Origin of the sequence: Pseudomonas sp. S11P7, from assembly GCF_023195435.1 — a bacterium.
In the GTDB taxonomy this organism is placed as follows: Bacteria; Pseudomonadota; Gammaproteobacteria; order Pseudomonadales; family Pseudomonadaceae; genus Aquipseudomonas; species Aquipseudomonas fluorescens_G.
In genome coordinates this window covers 1,130,921-1,152,182 of the sequence record NZ_JALPKS020000002.1, presented here as the reverse complement: position 1 = coordinate 1,152,182, position 21,262 = coordinate 1,130,921, and the positions used below count along the sequence as shown (strand labels likewise).

Here is a 21,262-nt window from a genome sequence, read left to right as displayed (position 1 = left end):
ACATGTCAAAGGGGCAGCTCTGCCGTCCTCGACGTCGATCGTGCAAGTGGCCGGTCCGAAGTAGCGTCTGGAGTGGTTTTACTCGATGCAATTCAAGCACTAAGCACAGAAACCACGCTGAATTTCAAGGCCGCTGGATCTGCTGCAGATGACCGTAGAGCTTGGCGTAGAGGCCGCCATCGGCGATCAGTTGCTGATGATCACCGTCTTCAGCAATCTGACCGCCGTCGAACACCAACACGCGATCAGCTTGCTTCACCGCCGACAAGCGGTGGGCGATGATCAGCGTGGTGCGGCCATTGAGGAAGCGCGCCATGGCCTGATGCAGGCTGTATTCGGTAGCGGCATCCAGGGCTGAGGTGGCTTCGTCGAGGATCACCACTTTTGGCTCGGCGAGGATCATCCGTGCAATCGCCAGACGCTGGCGCTGACCGCCGGACAGACGCACGCCGGAGCGCCCGACGATGCTGTCGAGGCCGTTGGGCAAGGCGCGCACAGTGGCTTCAAGCTGGGCGATTTGCAGCGCCTGCCAGCAAGCTTCGTCGTTGCGGGTGCGGCCCATGGTCAGGTTGGCGCGCACCGTGTCGTTGAACAGCGCCGGGTGCTGCAACACCACAGCCACGTTTTCCCGCACGGTTTCCAGGCCGATCTCCTGCTGGGTCGAGCCGCCGAAACGGATGGTCCCGGCCAGCGGCGTGTACAGGCCAAGCAGCAGTTGCACCAAAGTACTTTTGCCGCCGCCGCTGGCACCGACAATGGCCACCTTCTCGCCCGGCGCAATCGACAGGTTCATCTGATCCAGCACCAGCTCATCGCCATAACCGAAGCTCAGGCCTTGCACCTGGATGCCGACGGTGTCGCGGCCCTTGAACGGATCGACACCGCCCGGGTATTGCGGCTCATCGGCGCGCGCCAGCAGTTCGTTGATCCGCGCCAGCGCCCCGCCCGCCGCGTAATAGGCGTATTGCAGATTGAGCAGTTGCTCGACCGGGCCGATCATGAACCACAGGTAACTGAACACCGCGAGCATCTGCCCGATCGACAGGTCGGAAAACAACACGGTGAGCATCGCCGCCGCGCGGAAAATATCGATGCCGAACTGGAACAGCAAACCACTGGCGCGGTTGGAGGCGTCGGTTTTCCATTGCGAGTTGACCGCATAGTTGCGCACTTCCTGCGCGCGCAGGCCGAGGCGCCCGAGGAAAAAGCCTTGGCGGTTGCCGGCGCGCACTTCCTGAATCGCATCGAGGGTTTCGCTCAGCGCCTGGGTGAAGCGCGCGGTGCTGTCGTTCTCGAGTTTCTTCAGGTGTTTGACGCGTTTGCCCAATTGCACCGTGGCGTAGATCACCAGCGGGTTGAACAGCAGAATCAGCAGCGCCAGCTTCCAGTGCATCCACATCAGGATGCTGGCGGTGCCGACCAGCGTGAGCATCGCCACCAGAAAGCGGCTGAGGGTTTCGCCGACGAATTTATCGAGGGTGTCCAGATCGGTGACCAGATGCGTGGTCACCGTACCGCTGCCCAGACTTTCGTATTCGCCGAGGGAGATGCGTTTCAGCCGTTCGATCAGGCGCACACGGATGCGGTAGACGATGTCCTTGGCCAAGCGCGCAAACAGCCGCGACTGCAACACGCCAAAGCACAGCGCACTGCACCGCAAGGTCAACGTCACCACCAGCATCAGGCCGATATAGCCCGCCGCTTGCTGCCACATGCCCGGCAGAAAATGGTTCATGACTTTCAGCGCCGCATCGCCATGACCGAGCAATACTTCGTCGACCAGCAACGGCAGCAACAGCGGAATCGGCACGCTGCACAGGGTCGCCAGCACGGCCACGCCGTTGGCGATCCACAGGGATTTTTGTGCGTAAGTGCCAGGCGTCGGACTTCTGCCCAGCTCAGCCGGTCGGCGCGCTTGCCGTCTGAGGTGTCATCGCCCAGGTCAGGCACAGGCGGCGCGCTCCAGCCAGCGGCCGAGCAACGGCGCCAGCTCGCTGAGCGGTTGATAGCCATTGGTCAATAACGCCAGTTGGCCGTTGCGCTCGGCGAGCAGGGTCGGGAACCCGGCAATGCCCAGATCCTGCACCCAAGTGAAATCGGCCTGAGTCGCCTTGTGCTGATCGGCATGATCGAACAACGCGGCGAACTCGATGCGCGGCACACCCGCCTGTTCGGCGAGTTCCACCAGCACGCTGGCCTGAGTGACATCGCGACCTTCAGCGTAAAACGCCTGCTGGATCAGCCCGACCAGTGTCCAGGCGCAATCCGGCGCCAGACTGCGCGCCGTGACGATGGCGCGGCAGGCCGGTTCAGTGTCGTAGACAAAACCGTCCGGCAGCGCCCCGTCGAGCTTGAACGGCTGGCCGGTGGCCTCGGTGACCGCTTGCCAATGCTCGAGGATGTAGCGCCGCGTGGTCGGTTCCAGCGCCGCGCCGCTGCCGGTGCGCAAGCCGCCGACCACCAGATGCAGCTCGACCCCGGCGGCCTGCGCCTGCTCGACCAAGGCCTTGGCCACCGAAGCAAACCCCCAGCACCACGAACACATCGGATCCATCACATAGAGCAGGCGCGCAGACATGGTTAGGCCTCGGTGGGTGCTTGCTTGTAGTTGTAGCCGATCGGGTGCGGCTGGTTACGTGCCTTGGCCAGTTCGATCTGCTTTTGCCGGTCGATGGCGCTGCGCCGGGTTTTCTCGCTGAGCTTGTCCCAGCAATGCGGGCAACTGATGCCGGGCACGTAATGCTCGGACGCACGATCTTCAACGCTGACCGGAGTGCGGCAGGCATGACATTGATCGTAGTCGCCTTCGCTGAGGTCGTGGCGCACGGTCACGCGGTTGTCGAACACGAAGCAGTCGCCCTGCCATTTGGTTTCTTCCTGCGGCACCTCTTCGAGGTACTTCAGAATGCCGCCCTTGAGGTGATAAACCTCTTCGAACCCTTCGCCGAGCATGTAGCTCGAGGCTTTTTCACAGCGGATGCCACCGGTGCAGAACATCGCGACCTTCTTGTGCACGGCCGGATCGAAGTGTTCTTTGATGTACTCGGGAATCTCGCGAAAACTGGTGGTTTTCGGATCGATGGCGCCTTCGAAAGTGCCGATCGCCACTTCGTAATCGTTGCGCGTGTCGATCAGCAGGACTTCCGGGTCGCTGATCAGCGCGTTCCAGTCCTGCGGCTCAACATAGGTGCCGACCTTCTTGTTCGGGTCGACGCCTTCGACGCCGAGGGTGACGATCTCTTTCTTCAGCTTGACCTTGGTGCGGTAGAACGGCTGCTCGTCGCAGTACGATTCCTTGTGATCGATGTCGATCATGCGTGGATCGTTCTTCAGCCAGGCGAGCAGGCCGTCGATGCCTTCGCGGGTGCCGGAAACGGTGCCGTTGATGCCTTCTTCGGCGATCAGCAGAGTGCCTTTGATGCCGTTGTCGACCATCGCTTGCAGCAGTGGCTCGCGCAGGTCAACGTAATCTTCGAGGGTGACGAACTTGTACAGTGCCGCCACGACAATCGGTTGTGTCATGGGTATTTCTCCAGGTGGCTACCCTCGCAAAGGGTGAACCGGATTCAAAAAAAACGCGCCGGCTAAGCGGCGCGTTGCGGATTCTAGCAAAAAAGCAGCGGCAAGCTCCAAGCTTCAAGCGGCAAGCCAAAACTCATCCGCCTTTAACTTGCAGCTTGCCGCTCGAAGCTTATCGCTGATCTCCGCCAGCACAGGTCGGCGACGCTGGAGCGCCATCGATCTCTGCCCATTCCTGCGGGGTGTAGGTGTGCAGCGCCAACGCATGGAACTCGCCCATCAGCTCGCCGAGCGTGCCGTAGACTTTCTGATGGCGCTTGACCCGGTTCAGGCCTTCGAACTGCGCGCTGACCACCACAGCCTTGTAGTGCGTCTGTAACCCGCGACTGTGCATGTGGCTTTCGTCCAGCACTTGCAGATGCTCAGGCTGCAGCAGGCCCAGCGTCGATTCGATGCGTTGTTGCATGGTCATCACGAACTCCGCTTACTTCTTCTTGGCCGGTGCAGCGGCCGGGGTCAGCTCTTTGGTCATGTCGTCGAGCAACTTGTTGACCACTGGCACAGCGCTTTCCAGCTTGCCCTGGGTCATCTGTGCCGATTGCTGGGTCAGCTGCGGCATTTTTTCCAGAACCTTTTTGCCCAGTGGCGACTGGTAGAACGCGACCAGGTCCTTGAGCTCGGATTCGCTGAAGTTGCTGGTGTAAAGCTTGACCATGTCGGGCTTGAGCTTGTTCCAGCCAATGGCCTGGTCCAGCGCGGCGTTGGCCTTGGCCTGGTAGGTTTCGAGGACGGCTTTCTTGGCCTCAGGGGCTTTGGTCTGCTCAAAACGCTGGGCAAACATTTGCTGCACTTGCATGTACACCGGAGTGCCCAGTTTGTCAGCGTGAGCCAGGGTCAGGAAGGCTTCGGCACTGGCGTTGTGGCTGGCGGTATCGGCAAGCACCTGGCCGCTGGCGCAAACCAGTGCAACCGCGGTACAGATGGCACGAAGACGAGTCATCGAGTTTCCTTTTAAGCAAAGCGAGGTCAAACCCCAAGGGCGACCATTCTGCGCCTAACGATTGCCGCGGCTCAACCCCCAAGCCTTGCCGCGCTTGATTGAGCGGGTCGGCCGGTCAACAATCGAGTCGATGGAACCACCACGGCCGATGCCGGCCTAAACTGCGCAAACAGACCAACAGGAGTGTGCACGATGAGCCGTATCGAAACCGACAGCCTGGGCCAGATCGAAGTCCCGGACGACGCTTACTGGGGTGCTCAGACGCAACGCTCGCTGATCAACTTCGCCATCGGTCAGGAACGCATGCCGCTACCGGTATTGCACGCCCTGGCGCTGATCAAGAAAGCCGCCGCGCGGGTCAATGACCGCAACGGCGACCTGCCTGCCGACATCGCCCGGCTGATCGAACAGGCCGCCGATGAAGTGCTCGACGGCCAGCACGACGACCAGTTCCCGCTGGTGGTCTGGCAGACCGGCAGCGGCACCCAGAGCAACATGAACGTCAACGAAGTGATCGCCGGTCGCGCCAACGAACTGGCCGGCAACCCGCGCGGCGGCAAAACGCCGGTGCACCCGAACGATCACGTCAACCGCTCGCAAAGCTCCAACGACTGCTTCCCCACCGCGATGAGCATCGCCACCGCACAAGCCGTGCAGGAGCAATTGCTGCCAGCCATCAGCGAGCTGTCCGGTGGCCTCGCCGAACTCGCGGCGCGCCATATGAAGCTGGTGAAGACCGGGCGCACGCACATGATGGACGCGACACCGATCACCTTCGGCCAGGAGTTGTCGGGTTTCATAGCGCAACTGGATTACGCCGAACGGGCCATTCGCGCCGCGTTGCCGGCGGTGTGTGAACTGGCTCAGGGCGGCACCGCAGTCGGCACCGGGCTGAACTCGCCGCATGGTTTTGGTGAGGCGATTGCAGCAGAGTTGGCGGCGCTGTCCGGCCTGCCGTTCGTGACCGCGCCAAACAAGTTCGCCGCCCTCGCCGGCCACGAACCACTGACGAGCCTTTCCGGCGCGCTGAAAACCCTCGCCGTGGCGCTGATGAAGATCGCCAATGACCTGCGCCTGCTTGGCTCTGGTCCGCGCGCAGGGTTTGCCGAAGTGAAGCTGCCGGCCAACGAACCAGGCAGCTCGATCATGCCGGGCAAGGTCAACCCGACCCAGTGCGAAGCGCTGTCGATGCTGGCCTGTCAGGTATTGGGCAACGATGTGACAATCGGCATTGCCGCCAGTCAAGGTCACTTGCAGTTGAACGTGTACAAACCGGTGATCATCCACAACCTGCTGCAATCGATCCGCCTGCTCGCCGATGGCTGCAGCAACTTCCAGCAGCATTGCATCGCCGGGCTGGAACCGGATGCCGAGGCCATGGCCCGTCATCTGGAGCGTGGGCTGATGCTGGTGACGGCGCTGAACCCGCACATCGGTTATGACAAATCGGCGGAAATCGCCAAGAAGGCCTACAGCGAAGGGCTGACCTTGCGCGAGGCGGCGTTGCAGTTGGGGTATCTGACTGATGAAGAGTTCGATGCCTGGGTGCGGCCGGAGAACATGATCGAGGCCGGGGCCAAGGGCTGAGATTTCTAGCGCTTGATCATCCGCCTTCGCGAGCAGGCTCGCTCCCACAGGAAAGTTGCATTCCAATGTGGGAGCGAGCCTGCTCGCGAATGGCGCACTGCCGCTCCTCAGCCGGGTACAACCTTCGCCCGCCGCGCCTTCAATCCGGCAATCAACGACGGCCCCAGTGCCACCAGCGCCGAGCCCAGCACCACCAGCACCGCCCCGCCATACCCCAGCGCATTGATCTGCTCGGCATGCACATATTCCGGCCAGATCCGCGCCGCCATCGCCACCGCCGCGAACGTCACCAGCGGCGTGATCGCCAGGGTCGCACTGACCCGCGACGCTTCCCAATGCGCCAGCGCTTCAGCGAATGCGCCGTAGGCGATCAAGGTGTTCAGGCAGCAGGCCAGTAAGAGCCAGCCCTGCAGCGGGCTCAGGTTCAACGCTTCAAGCGGATGCACCCACGGTGTCAGCAGTAATGCGCAGAACAGATAGATCACCATCATCACCTGCAGCGAATTCCACACCGTGAGCAATTGCTTCTGGCCCAGCGCGTAAAAGGTCCACACGGTCGAGGCCAGTAGCACCAGCAAGACTCCGGCGGTGTAGTCCGACAACGAGGTCAACAGCTCCGCCAGACGCTGATTGAAAAACAGCCCGAAGCCGATAAGCAGCACCAGCAGACCGATGCCCTGGCCAATGCTGAAGCGTTCCTTGAACACAAACAGACTGGCGATCAGCAACATGATCGGGCCCATCTGCACCACCAGTTGCGCGGTGCCGGGGCTAAGCAGATTGAGCCCCATCAAGTACAGCACGTAGTTGCCGACCAGCCCGAGCACCGCCATCAACACTAGCCAACCGCCCTTGGGCCCGAGGACTTGGCGACTGGGTAGACGTTTGACCGAGGCCAGATAAATGAACAGACAGCCGCCGGACACCAGCAGGCGAAACCAGGTCACGGTGACCGGGTCCATCACCAGCAGCACCTGTTTGAGTTTGATCGGCAGAATGCCCCAGAGCAACGCGGTCAGCAGCGCGAGGAACAATCCATAGACCCAGCGACCGGACGAAATGTGCATGCGAACCCCAAAAGCCTGCGGACAAGAATCGCCATTCTAGGCGCGCATTGCGTTGTGACACAGGGACAGTTGCGTCCAGGCCGCGAATGCAACTGTGCAGGTCGCAGCATGATGTTGACGCGCTGCCGTTGATCGACTCGCCGCGCAGGCCAAGTGCTTCAGGCATAAGCTCAAAAGACCTCCGAGCCCAATCGCCAGGGAGACCGATGATGTTAGCCATGCGCGCCGCCGACAGCGCCCCCGCCATTCGTTTTCGCAGCGACCGGGTGTGCCGGATCAATGGCCAACTGTTTTTCAGCACCCGGGAAAATACCCAGGAGGGGCCGTTTGACAGTCATGAGATCGCTGAGCAGCAAATCAAGGCCTACGTCGCGCGGATGCAGCTTCTGGATTCCAACCGCTGAGCGGTGGTGATCCCATCGCTGGCAAGCCAGCTCCCACAGGAATGGTGGCGCACACAGATTTTGCAAACGCTACGAAACCTGTGGGAGCTGGCTTGCCAGCGATAGCAATCGAACAGACAACAAAAATGCAATGGCTCAGCGCACTGCCTCAAACAACCCACTCGCCCCCATCCCGCCACCGACGCACATGGTCACGACGCCGTAACGCAGATTACGCCGCTGCAACTCGCGCACCAGATGCCCGACCTGGCGTGAGCCGGTCATGCCGAATGGGTGGCCGATGGAAATCGAGCCGCCGTTGACGTTGTATTTCTCGTTATCGATTTCCAACCGGTCGCGGCTGTACAGGCACTGCGACGCAAACGCCTCGTTCAATTCCCACAGGTCGATATCCGCCACCTGCAAGCCCTTGGCCTTGAGCAGTTTCGGTACCGAGAACACCGGGCCGATGCCCATTTCGTCCGGCTCACAGCCAGCGACAGTAAAGCCACGGAAGAACGCCTTGGGCTTGAGCCCGAGCGCAAGCGCCTTCTCCAGACTCATCACCAACGTCATCGACGCGCCGTCGGACAGTTGCGAGGAATTGCCAGCGGTCACCGAACCGTCGTCAGCGAACACCGGTTTCAGCCCGGCGAGGCTTTCATAAGTGGTGTCGGGACGGTTGCAATCGTCGTGATCGACCACGCCGTCGAGAATCTGCACCTCGCCGCTGTTTTTGTCCTCGACGCGATACTTGACCGACATCGGCACGATCTCATCATCGAACAGCCCGGCGGCCTGAGCCTGCGCGGTGCGGATCTGGCTTTGCAGTGCGTAGCGATCCTGCGCTTCACGGCTCACGCCATAACGCCGCGCCACCACCTCGGCGGTCTGGCCCATCGTGTAGTAGATGCCGGGCGTTTGCTCTTTCAGCAGCGGGTTGATCAGGTGATCGGTGTTGACGCTTTTCAGGGTCAGGCTGATCGATTCGACGCCGCCGGCAACGATGATGTCGCTGCAACCGGAAGCGATCTGGTTGGCGGCGATCGCAATCGCCTGCAATCCCGATGAGCAGAAACGGTTGAGGGTCATGCCCGCCGTGCCCGTGCCGAGGCGCGACAGCACCGCCACGTTGCGACCAATGTTATAGCCCTGCGCACCTTCGTTGGAGCCGGCGCCGACAATGCAATCCTCGACGCTGGCCGGGTCGATGTCGTTGCGCGTCAACAACGCGTTGACGCAATGCGCCGCCATGTCATCGGGGCGGGTCTGGTTGAACTTGCCGCGAAAGGATTTGGCCAGTCCGGTCCGCACGCTGTCGACGATCACCACTTCACGCATGGCATACCTCATTGTTGTTGTCGGTTGAGAGTGGACCTGAGCATAAGTCCACCTTCTTGCCGACCGCGAGGATCATTCACCCGGCGTATGCGCGGCCATCGCTTCAGTCTTTGCGTTTCTTGGCCTGCTTGTCGGATTTTTCGAACGCCTCTTCCAGAGCACGGTTGATCGTGCGCAGCACTTTGACCCGCGCCCAGCGCTTGTCATTGGCTTCGACCAGGGTCCACGGAGCGATTTCGGTGCTGGTGCGATCGACCATGTCGCCGACCGCCGAGCGATAGGCATCCCACTTGTCGCGGTTGCGCCAGTCGTCTTCGGTGATCTTGAAGCGCTTGAACGGAATTTCTTCGCGCTCCTGAAACCGCGCCATCTGCGTGTCCTTGTCGATGGTCAGCCAGAACTTGACGACGATCACCCCGGAGTCGGCCAGTTGTTCCTCGAAATCGTTGATCTCGCCGTAGGCGCGCAACCAGTCGGCCGGCTTGCAGAAGCCTTCGATGCGCTCGACCAGCACGCGGCCATACCAGGAACGGTCGAACACGGTGAATTTGCCACGCGCCGGGATGTGCCGCCAGAAGCGCCACAGGTACGGTTGTGCGCGTTCCTCTTCGGTCGGTGCGGCAATCGGCACGATGTTGTACTGGCGCGGATCAAGCGCCGCCGCGACTCGGCGGATCGCCCCGCCCTTGCCGGCGGCGTCGTTGCCTTCGAACACCGCGATCAGTGCATGGCGACGCATGCGTTTGTCGCGCATCAGCCCGGACAGGCGCGCCTGTTCGGTGATCAGTTGTTCTTCGTAGTCTTTCTTGTCCAGTCGCTGGCTGAGGTCGAGGCTGTCGAGCAGGTTCAATTGATCGACCGGGGTGCCCAACGGCGCTGCGCTGACCTCCTGAGGATTGACCTCGGCGCGTTTGAGCGCGCTCTGCAAACCTTCCAGCAGAATCTTGCCCACCGCCAGGCTGCGGTAGTTGGCATCGGCGCCTTCGATCACATGCCACGGCGCGTAATCGCGGCTGGTGCGGCGCAGCACGCGCTCACCGTATTTGACGAACTTGTCGTAGGTTTGCGATTGCTGCCAGTCGAGCGGGCTGATGCGCCAGCTGTGCAGCGGGTCGTCGGCCAGTGCCTTGAGCCGCGCCTTCATCTGTTTCTTGGACAGGTGAAACCAGAACTTGAAGATCAGCGCGCCTTCATCGCAGAGCATCTTTTCCAGACGCTCGGCGCCGGCGATCGCCTGATCCAGACGCGGGTCCTTGAACAAACCGTGCACCCGCCCCTGCAACATCTGGCTGTACCAGTTACCGAAAAAAATCCCCATGCGGCCCTTGGCCGGGAGCATCCGCCAGTAGCGCCAGGCCGGCGGCCGCGCCAGTTCTTCATCGGTCTGCTGATCGAAAGTGCGCACCTCGATCAGGCGCGGGTCCATCCACTCGTTGAGCAATTTGACCGTCTCGCCCTTGCCCGCGCCTTCGATGCCGTTGATCAAAATGATCACCGGGAAGCGCTTCTGCTGCTGCAATTCGAACTGGGCTTCAAGCAAGGCTTCGCGCAAGGCCGGGACAGCGGCATCAAAGGTGTCATCGTCGATGGCGTGACCGATTTCAGCGGATTCAAACATGGGGACGGCTCCTTCCAGGATTCAGCAAGACTAGCGGATTGGGCACAACAGCGGCGCAGAAATTCCCGCGGGTCGCGGATTGTCGGTCGGCGCCTGGCCGTGCGCCTTGCCATGGATCAAGCAGCGCCGGCGCGATCGGCTAGAATGGCGGCCTTGCCGTTGCCGAGCCTGCCATGAAACCTGTACTGCCCCACGCCCAGCTCGACTGGGATGACCACGGACGCCCGCGTTCGCGAGTGTTCGATGACGTGTATTTCTCCGACCAGTCGGGGCTCGACGAAACCCGCTACGTGTTCCTTGAGCAAAACCGTCTGGCCGAGCGTTTTGCCGCCCTGCCGGCGAACGGGCGGCTGGTGATCGGCGAAACCGGGTTCGGCACCGGGCTGAATTTTCTCTGCGCCTGGCAGCTGTTCGAGCAACACGCCGCGGCCGGCGCGCGGCTGCATTTTGTCAGCGTGGAAAAATACCCGCTGAGCCCGGCCGATCTGCAACGCGCCCTGGCGTTGTGGCCGCAACTCAAGCCGTTGGCCGATCAATTACTGCGACAGTACGTGGCGATCCACGAAGGTTTTCAGCGCATCAGCCTGGCCAACGGTCGGGTAACACTGACGTTGTTGATCGGCGATGCACTGGAGCAATTGCCACAGCTCGACGCACAGATCGACGCGTGGTTTCTCGATGGCTTCGCCCCGGCGAAAAACCCCGACATGTGGACCGCTGAACTGTTCGTCGAACTGGCCCGACTGGCGGCGCCGGGTTCGACCATCAGCACGTTTACCAGCACCGGTTGGGTGCGGCGCCTGCTCAACGCCGCCGGGTTCAAGATGAAGCGCACGCCGGGCATCGGCCACAAGTGGGAAATCCTGCGTGGCGAATTCCTCGGCTGGCCGGCGGACGTGACGCCCCCTTGCCGTACAAACCGTGGTTCGCCCGCCCTGCCCCGTTGACCGGCGAACGCCGTGCGCTGGTGATCGGCGCCGGGCTGGCCGGCTGTGCGACGGCGTCCAGCCTCGCTGCACGGGGCTGGCAGGTGAGCTTGCTCGAACGCCATGAAGCCGTCGCGCAAGAAGCCTCGGGCAACCCGCAAGGCGTGCTGTATCTGAAATTGTCCGCCCACGGCACGGCGCTGTCGCAACTGATCGTCAGCAGTTTCGGCTACACCCGCCGTCTGCTGGAAAACCTGCAACGCGGCACCGACTGGGACAATTGCGGGGTGCTGCAGCTGGCATTCAACGAAAAGGAAGCCGAGCGTCACGCGCAACTGGCCGAGGCCTTCCCGGACGATCTGTTGCAGTGGCTGGAGCAACCCGCGGCGCAGGCCCGTGCCGGGGTCGGTGTAGCCCATGGCGGCTTGTTCTACCCGGAGGGCGGCTGGGTGCACCCGCCTGCACTGTGCCAGGCGCAAGCAACGCAGCCGAACATCGAACTGCTCAGCCATCATGACGTGCTGCAACTGCGCAAGGTCGATGATCAGTGGCAAGCGTGGGACGGCGAGCGCTTGCTCGCCAGTGCTGCGGTGGTGGTGCTGGCCGGCGCCGCCGACATCAAGCGCTTTGCGCAAAGCGCCGAGTTACCGCTCAAGCGTATTCGCGGGCAGATCACGCGTCTGGCGCAAACGCCGCAAAGTGCTGCACTGGCGACCGTGGTGTGCGCCGAAGGCTACGTCGCACCGGCGCGTCTGGGCGAGCACACCCTCGGCGCCAGTTTCGACTTTCACAGCGATGACCTGACCCCGACCTCTGCCGAACATCAGGGCAATCTGGCCATGCTCGAGGAGATCTCCAGCGATCTCGTCGCCCGTTTGCACATCGACCAACAGCCAGTCGAAAGCCTTGAAGGGCGCGCCGCGTTCCGCTGCACCAGCCCCGATTACCTGCCGATTGTCGGCCCCCTCGCCGACCTGCCAGCGTTCAATCAAACCTATGCAGCGCTGAGCAAGGACGCCCGGCAAGTGCCGGACAGCGCCTGCCCGTGGCACGACGGCCTGTACGTCAACAGCGGCCACGGTTCGCGCGGGCTGATTACCGCGCCGCTGTCCGGCGAACTGCTCGCGGCGTGGCTGGACAACGAGCCGCTGCCGCTGCCACGCAGTGTCGCCGAAGCCTGTCACCCGAACCGGTTCGCCTTGCGCAAACTGATCCGCGGCAAGTGATGCTCAGCCGTCGGGCCTGGCACACAGGCCCAGGTCGTCGATGCGCAACGCCTCGTCGGTCAGGCGCGTCGACACCGCTTCCAGGGCTTGGTCCCTTTCGGCCATGATGATCTGCGCCTGACTCATGTAGTCAGCATCGGGCAGGCTGCTCGACTTTTCGTCCAGCGCAGTCAGTCGTGGTGCAAATTTATTCTCGACAGGCGCGAACTGGCGGGGAAAGGTGCGCTGCAGGTAGTCCTTCCAGAACGCCTGCTTACTCATGAACTGCAGCCATTTGGGCGAGAGCTCGGCGGTATTGACTCTGTTTTGCGCCACGTCCAGATCAGCCTGGGTGACACCGGCCAGTGAGCCGTAGCGCATGTTCCTTGGCTGACCGGGCAAATCCAGCGTTTCGGCAAGACCGGTGCGATAGGCGAGGTTGACCTCCAGCGGATCGAGCCTGGGAAATTTTGCGGCATGCTCCCGGGCTATTTCGTTCAACTGTTCGAGCCTGAACAGACCACGTCCCAGCTTGAGCAGCGGTTTGGCGCTGGTGATCTTGCCCCCGGCGACGCTGGTGATCCGCTCAATTTCCACCGCCACTTCCAGATAACTGAAATTGATGGCCGCGCTGTCTGTGCAATTGATCGGACTGGCCGCCAGATTCAGCAACTGATCACACAACTGCGCGTCGTTCTCTGCCGCTTCGAGCACGTTCCAGACGCGCAGTCGCAGGTCGTCCTTGATCTTCTCTGAATCGGCGGTGTTGCCGAGTTCTGCGAGCAGACGAAACAGTCCTTCGGCCCGTGTATCGTCTTTGAAGGCGTTCCAGATTCGCTCACGTTCGAGCCCTTGCGGTCCGACATCTTCAGGCAACCAGAGCGAGCGCGCCTGTTGTTCATCGAGCCGAGCGATATCGTCCTCCAGATAACCCATGCCAACGCCGACATTGTTGCGGTAAGTCTTCAGCAACGTTTTGCTCGGATCGTCCAGGGATTGAGGCGCAGGTTGAGCGCCCGACTGAAGCGTCTCGATGTTTTGAACAGCCACTGCGGCAGGCTCGTGATGCTGTTTTCGCTCAGGTCCGCCCACTCCAGATACGCCAGACGCGAAAGGCCTTTGGGCAGCTCGGTAATGCCGGTGTCTTGCAGCAACAGTCGACGCAGATTGAGCATCCGAGCGACATCCGGCGTCGCACCCAGCAGGTTTTTATTGAGATTCAAATGTTCCAGCCTTTCCAGACCATTGAGCTTTTTCAACGTCTGCTCGGTCAACCGGATCTTGTTGTCCGCCAGACTCAGGCGCTTCAGATCCGGCATGTGCGACAGCACTTCAGGCAGGCGCGTCATGGCATTGCCGTCGAGTTCCAGCGACTCGAGCTGCTTGAATGATTTGAGGAAATACACAACATCATCGTCCAGTGCCATGTCGCGCATGGACAGTTGCTGAATGTGGTCAAAGCTGATCCCGGGCGGCAACGTCGGCAACTTGCCGACGCGCATGCCGTCAAGGTTCAGCACGCCGACGGCTTTGCCGTTTTCGTTGTTCACCTGATGAAACCGCCGAAATCCCTTTTCGATCAGCTCGGCGAAGGTGCGGCGACTGTGACGGACGTCTGCCAGCTCCGCGCCCATGGTGCTCATCGCGTCGATGTCCTCGCTCCAGGTAAACAGCGCGTCACGCAAACTGTCGAGCTCCCCGCGCAAGGCTTTGACCCGCATCGCGCGACTCAGCGCGTCGTTGCCCAGACCATCGATGAACTCACTGGCTTGCGCCTCGGTCATGCGCGGATAGAGTTTGCGGACTTTGCGCAGCAAGGCCGACGGATGCTTGTTCACGGCGGGCTGATCGCCTTGCACGCAGACAGGCTCGGCATCGGCCGGTGCAGATTGGCCGTCGACCAGCACGCGCGCGGTGGCCTCGCGCTCGCCCAGCGCTTTTTCAAGCAACTGGCTGCGCAAGCCCGCGGCGTCGACCGGCAGTGTGTCGGCACTGCCTGCGAGGCTCTTGGGCGGCTGCGTCGGGACGGCCTTGAGGATGGCGTCAAACAACGCGTTGGGGCCGGCGGCGACTTTGCCCCGGGATTTACCGCTGCCGTCAAACGCTTCATAGCCTGTGGCGGACTTCACCAGCGAGCATTTTTTGTCGGCAGCCGCCGACGCGTCGCCGACGGCTTGCAGAAGCGCTCCGCTCAGCTTTTTTCGCGTATTTCCAGGCGTACCTGTGAGTCCCAGCCACTGAGGCGCGGCAGCAGCTGAACCGCCAGTTTGTCGGTGTCGTCGTTAGCCAGACGGGGCCAGTGAAACCCGGCGAGCGCCCGATCGAGGCGCACCTGAGCGCTGACACTCCTCACGTTTTGTCCGAGCGTCAACGCCACGCGCCCGCTCGCGCGCAGGCTCTGGCGCTGCATGCCTGGCGCCTGCTCGATGAGTTTTTTCGCGTAGCGCGCGGGGATGTCGGCAAAGACCTTGCGAAGTTTCAGCACCTCATCAGCGTCGCTCTGGTCGTAGCGGCGATACATGCGCTCGAATGCCGTGCGATGGTCGACCTTGAGCGCTGCGCCGAGTTTTTTTGCCAGTGCCGAATGCTGAAGGTTTTTTGCGACTTTGCTTCCGAGCAAGGCCTCGACCTCGCTTTGATACAGCCCCTCGACAACGGTCTGCAGTAACCGGCCTTCGGCCAACTGGTGATCATCGACCACTACGCCCAAGGATTCGTCGAGCACTTTGGTCTCCGGATAGGTTGCGCTCACATTGCCTTCGGCATCGGTCACCTCGATGTAACGGTCGGTCGGCCAGCCCTTCATTGTCGGCAAGGTATGCAACTGCTCTTCAACCGGCTGCCCGGAGTGGATCTCGCCGTCCTGTAGCTCACGCGTCAGGGTGCTTAATTGCCGAGCCAGACGCGCGCGCTCGACGCCATCACGCAAGCGCTCGGGCAGGCTCAGGTTGTCAATGAAAACCCGCTGCAAGTCCTCGGGCAGGACGTCGCTGAGGCGACGCAACATGTCCAGATCGGTATCGGCGAACTCGCTCAACTGCGGATCGATGCGTTTGAGCACGTAGGCGTTACTGCTCCATTGCTCAGGCTGTTCGGCGGGAAGGCGCCAGCCGCCTTCGATGTGTCGGGTAATTTCTGGCACGTAGGCCTGCGCACGCCGTGCATGTTGCAGGCGCCAGACCTTACTGTCGGGAGCATAGTCACCGGCGAAGATTCGATGGTCGACGCGGCCCATGGTCTTCTCGCCGATCTGATAAAAGTCTTTGGAGTCCGCAGCGATGGTGAACCCCGTCGGCAAAGCATGTTCGTAAAGCGCCAGATCAGGCTTCCACAACCGTGGCTGGCTCGCGCCGTTGGTAATGGCGGTGAATTGCGCGAAAAACTGCGGGTGCGCCTGCAGCAGTTTTTTGCCCAGTGCCCCCAGCGCTTTTTGCCCCCGGCAAAGGCCGCCATGGCAGCGATGTTTTCCACCACGCTGAGCAGATGCGACAGGGCTTGCTGATGATCGCCACGGCGCCAGTCCTCGACACCTTCAAAAACCTCGCCCAGCATCTGCCCGACCGCGACACCCATCATCAATTGCCCGAGCACCGGCAAGAACAGCCCGGCGACCGAGAGCACCGTCACGCCCAATTGAAGAAAGTCGAGCAAGCGTTTTTTCCGCAGCTCTTCATCGATATCGGCGGTCGGCACTGCCAGCTTGCGCGCGTCCAGCTGCAGCTTGCCGACATGGCTTTGCACCATGAACTCGAACAGTCCGACGCTGATCGGCCATTGCTTGACGGTCGCCAGGTCCTTGCTGTCGGTGAAGGTTTTGAAGAAGTCGGCCTTGTCGTCTTCATCAAGGCTGTTGGCGAAGTAATCCTTGTAGCTCGTCACCTGCAACTGTTGCGTCAGATATTGCTTGAAGGCCTTGAAGCTTGAATATTCGTACAGCGGCCGTTGCGGCTCGCCGGGCATATACACCACGCACCGTTCGTTCGGATACAACTCAACCGAGCGGCTGGAAAACACCACCACACCCCAGATGCAACTGTCGAGGAGCTTGACGCCTTGCATGATCATCGCCCGCTTGTTGTAAAGCAGGGTCTTGGGCGGTATGACGCCATCGTTGTCGAGCAGCTTTTGCAGGACTTGCTGCGTGGTGTCAGGGATGTGTTTTCGCAGGCCGGCCAGTTGCAGGTCCAGTTGAAACAGGCGCTTTTTCAGTGTGGCGACGTCGCGGGTCATGGTGCTGGTGGCGACGACCTTGCCATTGCTGTCGCGCAGGCCGAAAACCTTCTGAAAATGCTCCTGATAACGTTTGCCCAGGTCGAGTTCGCGGCACAGTTTGGCGAAAGCCACCGGTGTCAGTCCGCTTACGCCCTGGGCGGCACTGCTGATGCGTATGAAGCTGCCCTGCGGAAAGGTGTCTTCTGCCTCATCCTCGCTGAAGTTCTGCATCGCCGCTTGCAGCAGGGTCGGCGTGGCGTGGGGAAAGGTCTGCACGCCGTCTTCATCGGTGGAGGTTGCCGGGCAACCGCAATCGACACCAGGCAGACTCAGATAGTCTTTCTCGACATCGAACGTCACCGCAGGCCATTTATCCCCAGGGCCGTGTGCAATTCATCCACGCAGAAACCGGGCAAGGGTTTCAGCGCGAGCAAGTCCTTGTCGACCCGTACTTGCGCGGCGTGCAGGTCGCGCGCCGTCTGATCAAGGGTGGCCAAGGTGGCGGGGCTGGCTTTGAGCAGGCAGGCCGGCAAGGTTTTCTGCAATGTTTGCGCGGTGTCGAGATCGGCGGTGGCGTCGAGCAGCGTGCGCAGGATGGCGTCGTCACTCGGCGCGGTTGTGTTCACTGTGTCGGGCATCGGCAATAGTCCTTTATTGCGGGTTGGGGCCGATGAACTTATCGAATGGCGGGGATGGCCGGTGGTATCTACCTATTGCCGCTATAAACCTGCAAGTTCAACGGTCGTAATCGGACCCGAACCCCCACTTATAACTTATCGTTCTAAAACTCCACCTACCGTGGCGGGTCAGTTTCTGAGTACCCGCCCTTTTGGCGAGGTCCCGTTTGACCCCTCCCCAACGGAAAAACCGGTAAGGATTTTATGTGTGGATTAGCTGGCGAGTTACGTTTTGATCAACAACCTGCAGACCTTGCAGCCATTGAGCGCATCACCCATCACCTGGCTCCGCGTGGCCCTGACGCGTGGGGCTTCCATGCCCAAGGGCCGATTGCCCTGGGCCATCGTCGCCTGAAAATCATGGACCTGTCGGACGGCTCGGCGCAGCCGATGATCGACAGCCAACTGGGCCTGTCGCTGGCCTTCAACGGCGCCATTTATAACTTTCCGGAACTGCGCGCCGAACTCGAAGCGCTGGGTTACGCGTTCTACTCCGGCGGTGACACCGAAGTGCTGCTCAAGGGTTATCACGCTTGGGGCGAGGCGCTGCTGCCCAAGCTCAACGGCATGTTCGCCTTCGCCATCTGGGAGCGCGACACGCAGCGCCTGTTCATTGCCCGTGACCGTCTCGGCGTTAAGCCGCTGTACCTGTCGCGCACCGGTCAGCGCCTGCGTTTCGCCTCGGCCCTGCCGGCGCTGCTCAAGGGCGGCGATATCAACCCGATTCTCGATCCGGTGGCACTCAATCACTATCTGAATTTCCACGCTGTGGTGCCGGCACCGCGCACGCTGCTGGCGGGGATCGAAAAGCTGCCACCAGCGAGCTGGATGCGCATCGAAGCCGACGGCAGCACCGAGCAGAAAACCTGGTGGACCCTGCCCTACGGCCCGCACGAAGACGAGAAAAATCTCAACCTGGAAGACTGGGTCGACCGCGTCCTCGACAGCACCCGCGAAGCCGTGGCGATTCGTCAACGCGCCGCAGTCGATGTCGGTGTGTTGCTCTCCGGCGGTGTCGATTCGAGCATGCTCGTCGGCCTGTTGCGTGAAGTCGGCGTCGAGAACCTGTCGACCTTTTCCATCGGTTTTCAGGACGCTGGCGGCGAACGCGGTGACGAATTCCAGTATTCCGACCTGATCGCCAAACACTACGGCACTCAGCACCACCAACTGCGCATCGACGAGAAAGAAATCATCGAGCAACTGCCCGCCGCGTTCCGCGCGATGAGCGAGCCGATGGTCAGCCACGACTGCATCGCCTTTTACCTGCTGTCGCGGGAAGTGGCCAAGCATTGCAAAGTGGTGCAGAGCGGTCAGGGTGCCGACGAATTGTTTGCCGGTTATCACTGGTATCCGCAAGTCGATGGTGCAGCCGATCCGTACGCGGCTTATCGTGCGGCGTTTTTCGACCGCAGCTACGACGATTACGCCGCCACCGTGCAGCCGAAATGGCTCACGGCCAATGACGCCGCCGGTGACTTCGTCAAGGAACACTTCGCCCAGCCCGGCGCTGACGCGGCGGTCGACAAGGCCTTGCGCCTGGACAGCACGGTGATGCTGGTCGATGACCCGGTCAAGCGGGTCGACAACATGACCATGGCCTGGGGCCTGGAAGCGCGTACGCCGTTTCTCGACTATCGACTGGTCGAACTGTCGGCCCGTGTGCCGGGCCAGTTCAAGCTGCCGGATGGCGGCAAACAGGTACTCAAGGAAGCCGCGCGTCGGGTCATTCCAAGTGAAGTGATCGACCGCAAGAAAGGCTATTTCCCGGTGCCCGGCCTCAAACATTTGCAGGGTGACACGCTCAACTGGGTGCGCGAACTGCTGCTGGATCCGAGTCAGGATCGCGGCCTGTTCAACCCGAGCATGCTCGACAAGCTTCTGACTGACCCTCAAGGCCAGTTGACCCCGTTGCGCGGTTCGAAACTGTGGCAACTGGCGGCGCTGAACCTGTGGCTCAGTGAACAAGGAATCTGATTGATGAAACCCCATGCCACGTCCATCAACCAACGCCTGCTGCGTGGTCAGGCGCCGTCGTACGAACGTCTGCAAGCGCGTCTGGCCGAAGACGGCAGCACCCTGCCCTGCGCCCCGATTGCCGTGCATTGCGGCTGGGGCCGATTGCTGATCGGCCATACCTTCCCCGACCCGGCATCGCTGGCGCAGGAACTGCTCAACGAACAACCCGGCGAACGCGACATTGCCTTGTACGTCGCCGCGCCGCAGCAGATTCTCGGCCTCGAGCCGACGCAGCTGTTCCTCGATCCGTCCGACACGCTGCGCCTGTGGTTCAGTGATTACCGCCAATCCACGCGGGTGTTTCGCGGCTTTCGTATTCGGCGTGCGCAGAGCGAGGCGGACTGGCAAGGCATCAACCGTTTGTATCAGGCGCGCGGCATGTTGCCGATCGATCCCGAATTGCTGACCCCGCATCATCAGGGCGGCCCGGTGTACTGGCTGGCCGAGGATGAAGACAGCGGCGCGGTGATCGGCAGCGTCATGGGCCTCAATCATCAAAACGCGTTCAACGATCCGGAAAACGGCAGCAGCCTGTGGTGCCTGGCGGTGGACCCGCAGTGCTCGCGTCCGGGTGTCGGTGAAGTGCTGGTGCGGCACTTGATCGAGCATTTCATGAGTCGCGGTTTGAGCTACCTCGATCTGTCGGTGTTGCACGATAACCGTCAGGCGAAAAACCTCTACGCCAAACTCGGTTTCCGCAACCTGCCGACCTTCGCCATCAAGCGCAAGAACGGCATCAACCAGCCGCTGTTTCTCGGCCCGGGACCGGAGGCGCAATTCAACCCGTACGCGCGAATCATTGTCGAGGAAGCCCATCGACGCGGCATCGACGTGCAGGTCGATGATGCCGATGCGGGCCTGTTCACCCTCAGCCATGGCGCGCGCCGGGTGCGCTGCCGTGAATCGTTGAGCGACCTGACCAGCGCGATCAGCATGACCCTGTGCCAGGACAAAAGCCTGACCCACAAAGTGCTGAAAGCCGCCGGGCTGAATCTGCCCGCGCAGCAACTGGCGGGTAATGCCGATGACAATCTGGCCTTTCTCGACGAGCATCAGCGAGTGGTGGTCAAGCCGCTCGATGGCGAACAGGGCCAGGGCGTGGCGGTCGATCTGCAGACCATCGAAGACGTGCAGCAAGCCATCGAAGCCGCGCGCCAATTCGACAGCCGGGTGCTGCTCGAGAGCTTCCACGAAGGCCTTGATCTGCGCATCGTGGTGATCGGTTTCGAAGTGGTCGCGGCGGCCATCCGCAAGCCTGCCGAAGTGGTCGGTGACGGTCAGCATTCGATCGGTGCGCTGATCGAGGCACAGAGCCGACGTCGGCAAGCCGCCACCGGTGGCGAAAGCAAGATCCCCGTCGATCACGAAACCGAACGCACCTTGCACGCGGCCGGTTACACCTACGACAGCGTTCTGCCGGCCGGCGAACATCTGTTCGTGCGCCGCACCGCCAATCTGCACACCGGCGGCACGCTGGAAGATGTCACGGCGATTCTGCATCCAACCCTTGTCGACGCAGCTGTGCGGGCGGCGCGGGCGCTGGATATCCCGATGGTCGGCCTCGATCTGATGGTGCCGGCAGCGGATCAGCCGGAGTACGTTTTTATCGAAGCCAACGAACGCGCCGGCCTGGCCAACCACGAGCCGCAACCGACGGCGGAACGCTTTGTCGATCTGTTGTTTCCGCATAGTCAGTCGGCAGTCTGAA

General features: G+C 61.6%; 16 protein-coding genes and 2 pseudogenes. 5 read left to right on the top strand and 13 right to left on the bottom strand.

Features of this window, described 5'->3' with window-relative positions:
- Nucleotides 1-124: 124 nt before the first annotated feature.
- From M0746_RS05370 to M0746_RS05350, 5 genes and pseudogenes are all read right to left on the bottom strand, one after another.
- Nucleotides 125-1,950: pseudogene (locus M0746_RS05370) on the bottom strand (ABC transporter ATP-binding protein).
- Nucleotides 1,943-2,545, bottom strand: a complete 603-nt coding sequence (locus M0746_RS05365) for a DsbA family protein (protein WP_258451440.1) — start codon at nt 2,543-2,545, stop codon at nt 1,943-1,945. Before M0746_RS05365 ends, M0746_RS05370 begins: the two are co-directional and overlap by 8 nt.
- Before the next feature lie 35 nt (nt 2,546-2,580).
- Nucleotides 2,581-3,522, bottom strand: coding sequence for an oxygen-dependent tRNA uridine(34) hydroxylase TrhO (trhO, locus tag M0746_RS05360; RefSeq protein WP_258448421.1), 942 nt, complete (start codon nt 3,520-3,522; stop codon nt 2,581-2,583).
- A gap of 169 nt (nt 3,523-3,691) precedes the next feature.
- On the bottom strand, nt 3,692-3,991 hold the full coding sequence (locus M0746_RS05355) for a BolA family protein (RefSeq protein WP_258448420.1): 300 nt from the start codon (nt 3,989-3,991) through the stop codon (nt 3,692-3,694).
- A 12-nt stretch (nt 3,992-4,003) separates the two neighbouring features.
- The gene (locus M0746_RS05350; protein WP_090285089.1) at nt 4,004-4,519 is read right to left on the bottom strand and encodes a DUF2059 domain-containing protein; all 516 of its coding nucleotides are present in this window, start codon (nt 4,517-4,519) and stop codon (nt 4,004-4,006) included.
- A gap of 192 nt (nt 4,520-4,711) precedes the next feature.
- On the opposite strand from M0746_RS05350, the gene M0746_RS05345 reads away from it, so the two are divergent.
- A complete protein-coding gene (locus M0746_RS05345; protein WP_093099498.1) occupies nt 4,712-6,106 on the top strand; it encodes a class II fumarate hydratase in 1,395 nt (464 codons plus the stop codon).
- Nucleotides 6,107-6,213: 107 nt separating this feature from the next.
- Here M0746_RS05345 and M0746_RS05340 read toward each other — a convergent pair whose 3' ends face one another.
- Nucleotides 6,214-7,173 carry a DMT family transporter gene (locus M0746_RS05340; protein WP_258448419.1) on the bottom strand — a complete coding sequence of 320 codons (960 nt, stop codon included), beginning with the start codon at nt 7,171-7,173 and terminating at the stop codon, nt 6,214-6,216.
- 209 nt (nt 7,174-7,382) lie between these two features.
- On the opposite strand from M0746_RS05340, the gene M0746_RS05335 reads away from it, so the two are divergent.
- A complete protein-coding gene (locus M0746_RS05335) occupies nt 7,383-7,577 on the top strand; it encodes a DUF6316 family protein (RefSeq protein ID WP_258448418.1) in 195 nt (64 codons plus the stop codon).
- A gap of 135 nt (nt 7,578-7,712) precedes the next feature.
- Here M0746_RS05335 and M0746_RS05330 read toward each other — a convergent pair whose 3' ends face one another.
- Both M0746_RS05330 and pap read right to left on the bottom strand, forming a co-directional pair.
- A complete protein-coding gene (locus M0746_RS05330) occupies nt 7,713-8,897 on the bottom strand; it encodes a thiolase family protein (protein WP_258448417.1) in 1,185 nt (394 codons plus the stop codon).
- Nucleotides 8,898-9,000: 103 nt separating this feature from the next.
- The gene (gene pap / locus M0746_RS05325; protein ID WP_258448416.1) at nt 9,001-10,515 is read right to left on the bottom strand and encodes a polyphosphate:AMP phosphotransferase; all 1,515 of its coding nucleotides are present in this window, start codon (nt 10,513-10,515) and stop codon (nt 9,001-9,003) included.
- A 173-nt stretch (nt 10,516-10,688) separates the two neighbouring features.
- Between pap and mnmC the strand changes: the two are divergent.
- A pseudogene (gene mnmC, locus M0746_RS05320) lies at nt 10,689-12,667 on the top strand (bifunctional tRNA (5-methylaminomethyl-2-thiouridine)(34)-methyltransferase MnmD/FAD-dependent 5-carboxymethylaminomethyl-2-thiouridine(34) oxidoreductase MnmC).
- Nucleotides 12,668-12,670: 3 nt separating this feature from the next.
- Here the strand turns inward: mnmC and M0746_RS05315 are convergent.
- The 5 genes from M0746_RS05315 to M0746_RS05295 form a co-directional block, all read right to left on the bottom strand.
- Nucleotides 12,671-13,618 carry an NEL domain-containing protein gene (locus M0746_RS05315; RefSeq protein WP_258448415.1) on the bottom strand — a complete coding sequence of 316 codons (948 nt, stop codon included), beginning with the start codon at nt 13,616-13,618 and terminating at the stop codon, nt 12,671-12,673.
- The gene (locus M0746_RS05310) at nt 13,612-14,775 is read right to left on the bottom strand and encodes a leucine-rich repeat domain-containing protein (protein ID WP_258448414.1); all 1,164 of its coding nucleotides are present in this window, start codon (nt 14,773-14,775) and stop codon (nt 13,612-13,614) included. The genes M0746_RS05315 and M0746_RS05310 overlap by 7 nt, the downstream gene beginning before the upstream one ends.
- Before the next feature lie 62 nt (nt 14,776-14,837).
- Nucleotides 14,838-15,707 (bottom strand): hypothetical protein, encoded by an 870-nt coding sequence (locus M0746_RS05305; RefSeq protein WP_258448413.1) that lies wholly within the window; start codon nt 15,705-15,707, stop codon nt 14,838-14,840.
- Nucleotides 15,680-17,218: a dermonecrotic toxin domain-containing protein gene (locus M0746_RS05300; RefSeq protein WP_258448412.1), complete on the bottom strand. Its 1,539-nt coding sequence runs from the start codon at nt 17,216-17,218 to the stop codon at nt 15,680-15,682. The genes M0746_RS05305 and M0746_RS05300 overlap by 28 nt, the downstream gene beginning before the upstream one ends.
- Nucleotides 17,215-17,496: a hypothetical protein gene (locus tag M0746_RS05295; protein ID WP_258448411.1), complete on the bottom strand. Its 282-nt coding sequence runs from the start codon at nt 17,494-17,496 to the stop codon at nt 17,215-17,217. The genes M0746_RS05300 and M0746_RS05295 overlap by 4 nt, the downstream gene beginning before the upstream one ends.
- 243 nt (nt 17,497-17,739) lie before the next feature.
- On the opposite strand from M0746_RS05295, the gene M0746_RS05290 reads away from it, so the two are divergent.
- Together M0746_RS05290 and ngg are read left to right on the top strand one after the other, a co-directional pair.
- Entirely contained in the window at nt 17,740-19,512 is a 1,773-nt protein-coding gene (locus M0746_RS05290) for an N-acetylglutaminylglutamine amidotransferase (RefSeq protein ID WP_258448410.1), read from the top strand.
- 3 nt (nt 19,513-19,515) lie between these two features.
- Nucleotides 19,516-21,261 carry an N-acetylglutaminylglutamine synthetase gene (gene ngg / locus M0746_RS05285; RefSeq protein ID WP_258448409.1) on the top strand — a complete coding sequence of 582 codons (1,746 nt, stop codon included), beginning with the start codon at nt 19,516-19,518 and terminating at the stop codon, nt 21,259-21,261.
- Nucleotide 21,262: the final 1 nt, after the last annotated feature.

Bases quoted from the DNA above. Each gene is read 5' to 3' on its own strand.
- M0746_RS05345 (WP_093099498.1), top strand. From the start codon at position 4,712: ATGAGCCGTATCGAAACCGACAGCCTGGGCCAGATCGAAGTCCCGGAC.
- trhO (WP_258448421.1), bottom strand. From the start codon at position 3,522: ATGACACAACCGATTGTCGTGGCGGCACTGTACAAGTTCGTCACCCTC.
- M0746_RS05295 (WP_258448411.1), bottom strand. From the start codon at position 17,496: ATGCCCGACACAGTGAACACAACCGCGCCGAGTGACGACGCCATCCTG.
- M0746_RS05340 (WP_258448419.1), bottom strand. From the start codon at position 7,173: ATGCACATTTCGTCCGGTCGCTGGGTCTATGGATTGTTCCTCGCGCTG.
- M0746_RS05290 (WP_258448410.1), top strand. From the start codon at position 17,740: ATGTGTGGATTAGCTGGCGAGTTACGTTTTGATCAACAACCTGCAGAC.
- pap (WP_258448416.1), bottom strand. From the start codon at position 10,515: ATGTTTGAATCCGCTGAAATCGGTCACGCCATCGACGATGACACCTTT.
- M0746_RS05355 (WP_258448420.1), bottom strand. From the start codon at position 3,991: ATGACCATGCAACAACGCATCGAATCGACGCTGGGCCTGCTGCAGCCT.
- M0746_RS05335 (WP_258448418.1), top strand. From the start codon at position 7,383: ATGTTAGCCATGCGCGCCGCCGACAGCGCCCCCGCCATTCGTTTTCGC.
- ngg (WP_258448409.1), top strand. From the start codon at position 19,516: ATGAAACCCCATGCCACGTCCATCAACCAACGCCTGCTGCGTGGTCAG.
- M0746_RS05330 (WP_258448417.1), bottom strand. From the start codon at position 8,897: ATGCGTGAAGTGGTGATCGTCGACAGCGTGCGGACCGGACTGGCCAAA.
- M0746_RS05350 (WP_090285089.1), bottom strand. From the start codon at position 4,519: ATGACTCGTCTTCGTGCCATCTGTACCGCGGTTGCACTGGTTTGCGCC.
- M0746_RS05365 (WP_258451440.1), bottom strand. From the start codon at position 2,545: ATGTGTTCGTGGTGCTGGGGGTTTGCTTCGGTGGCCAAGGCCTTGGTC.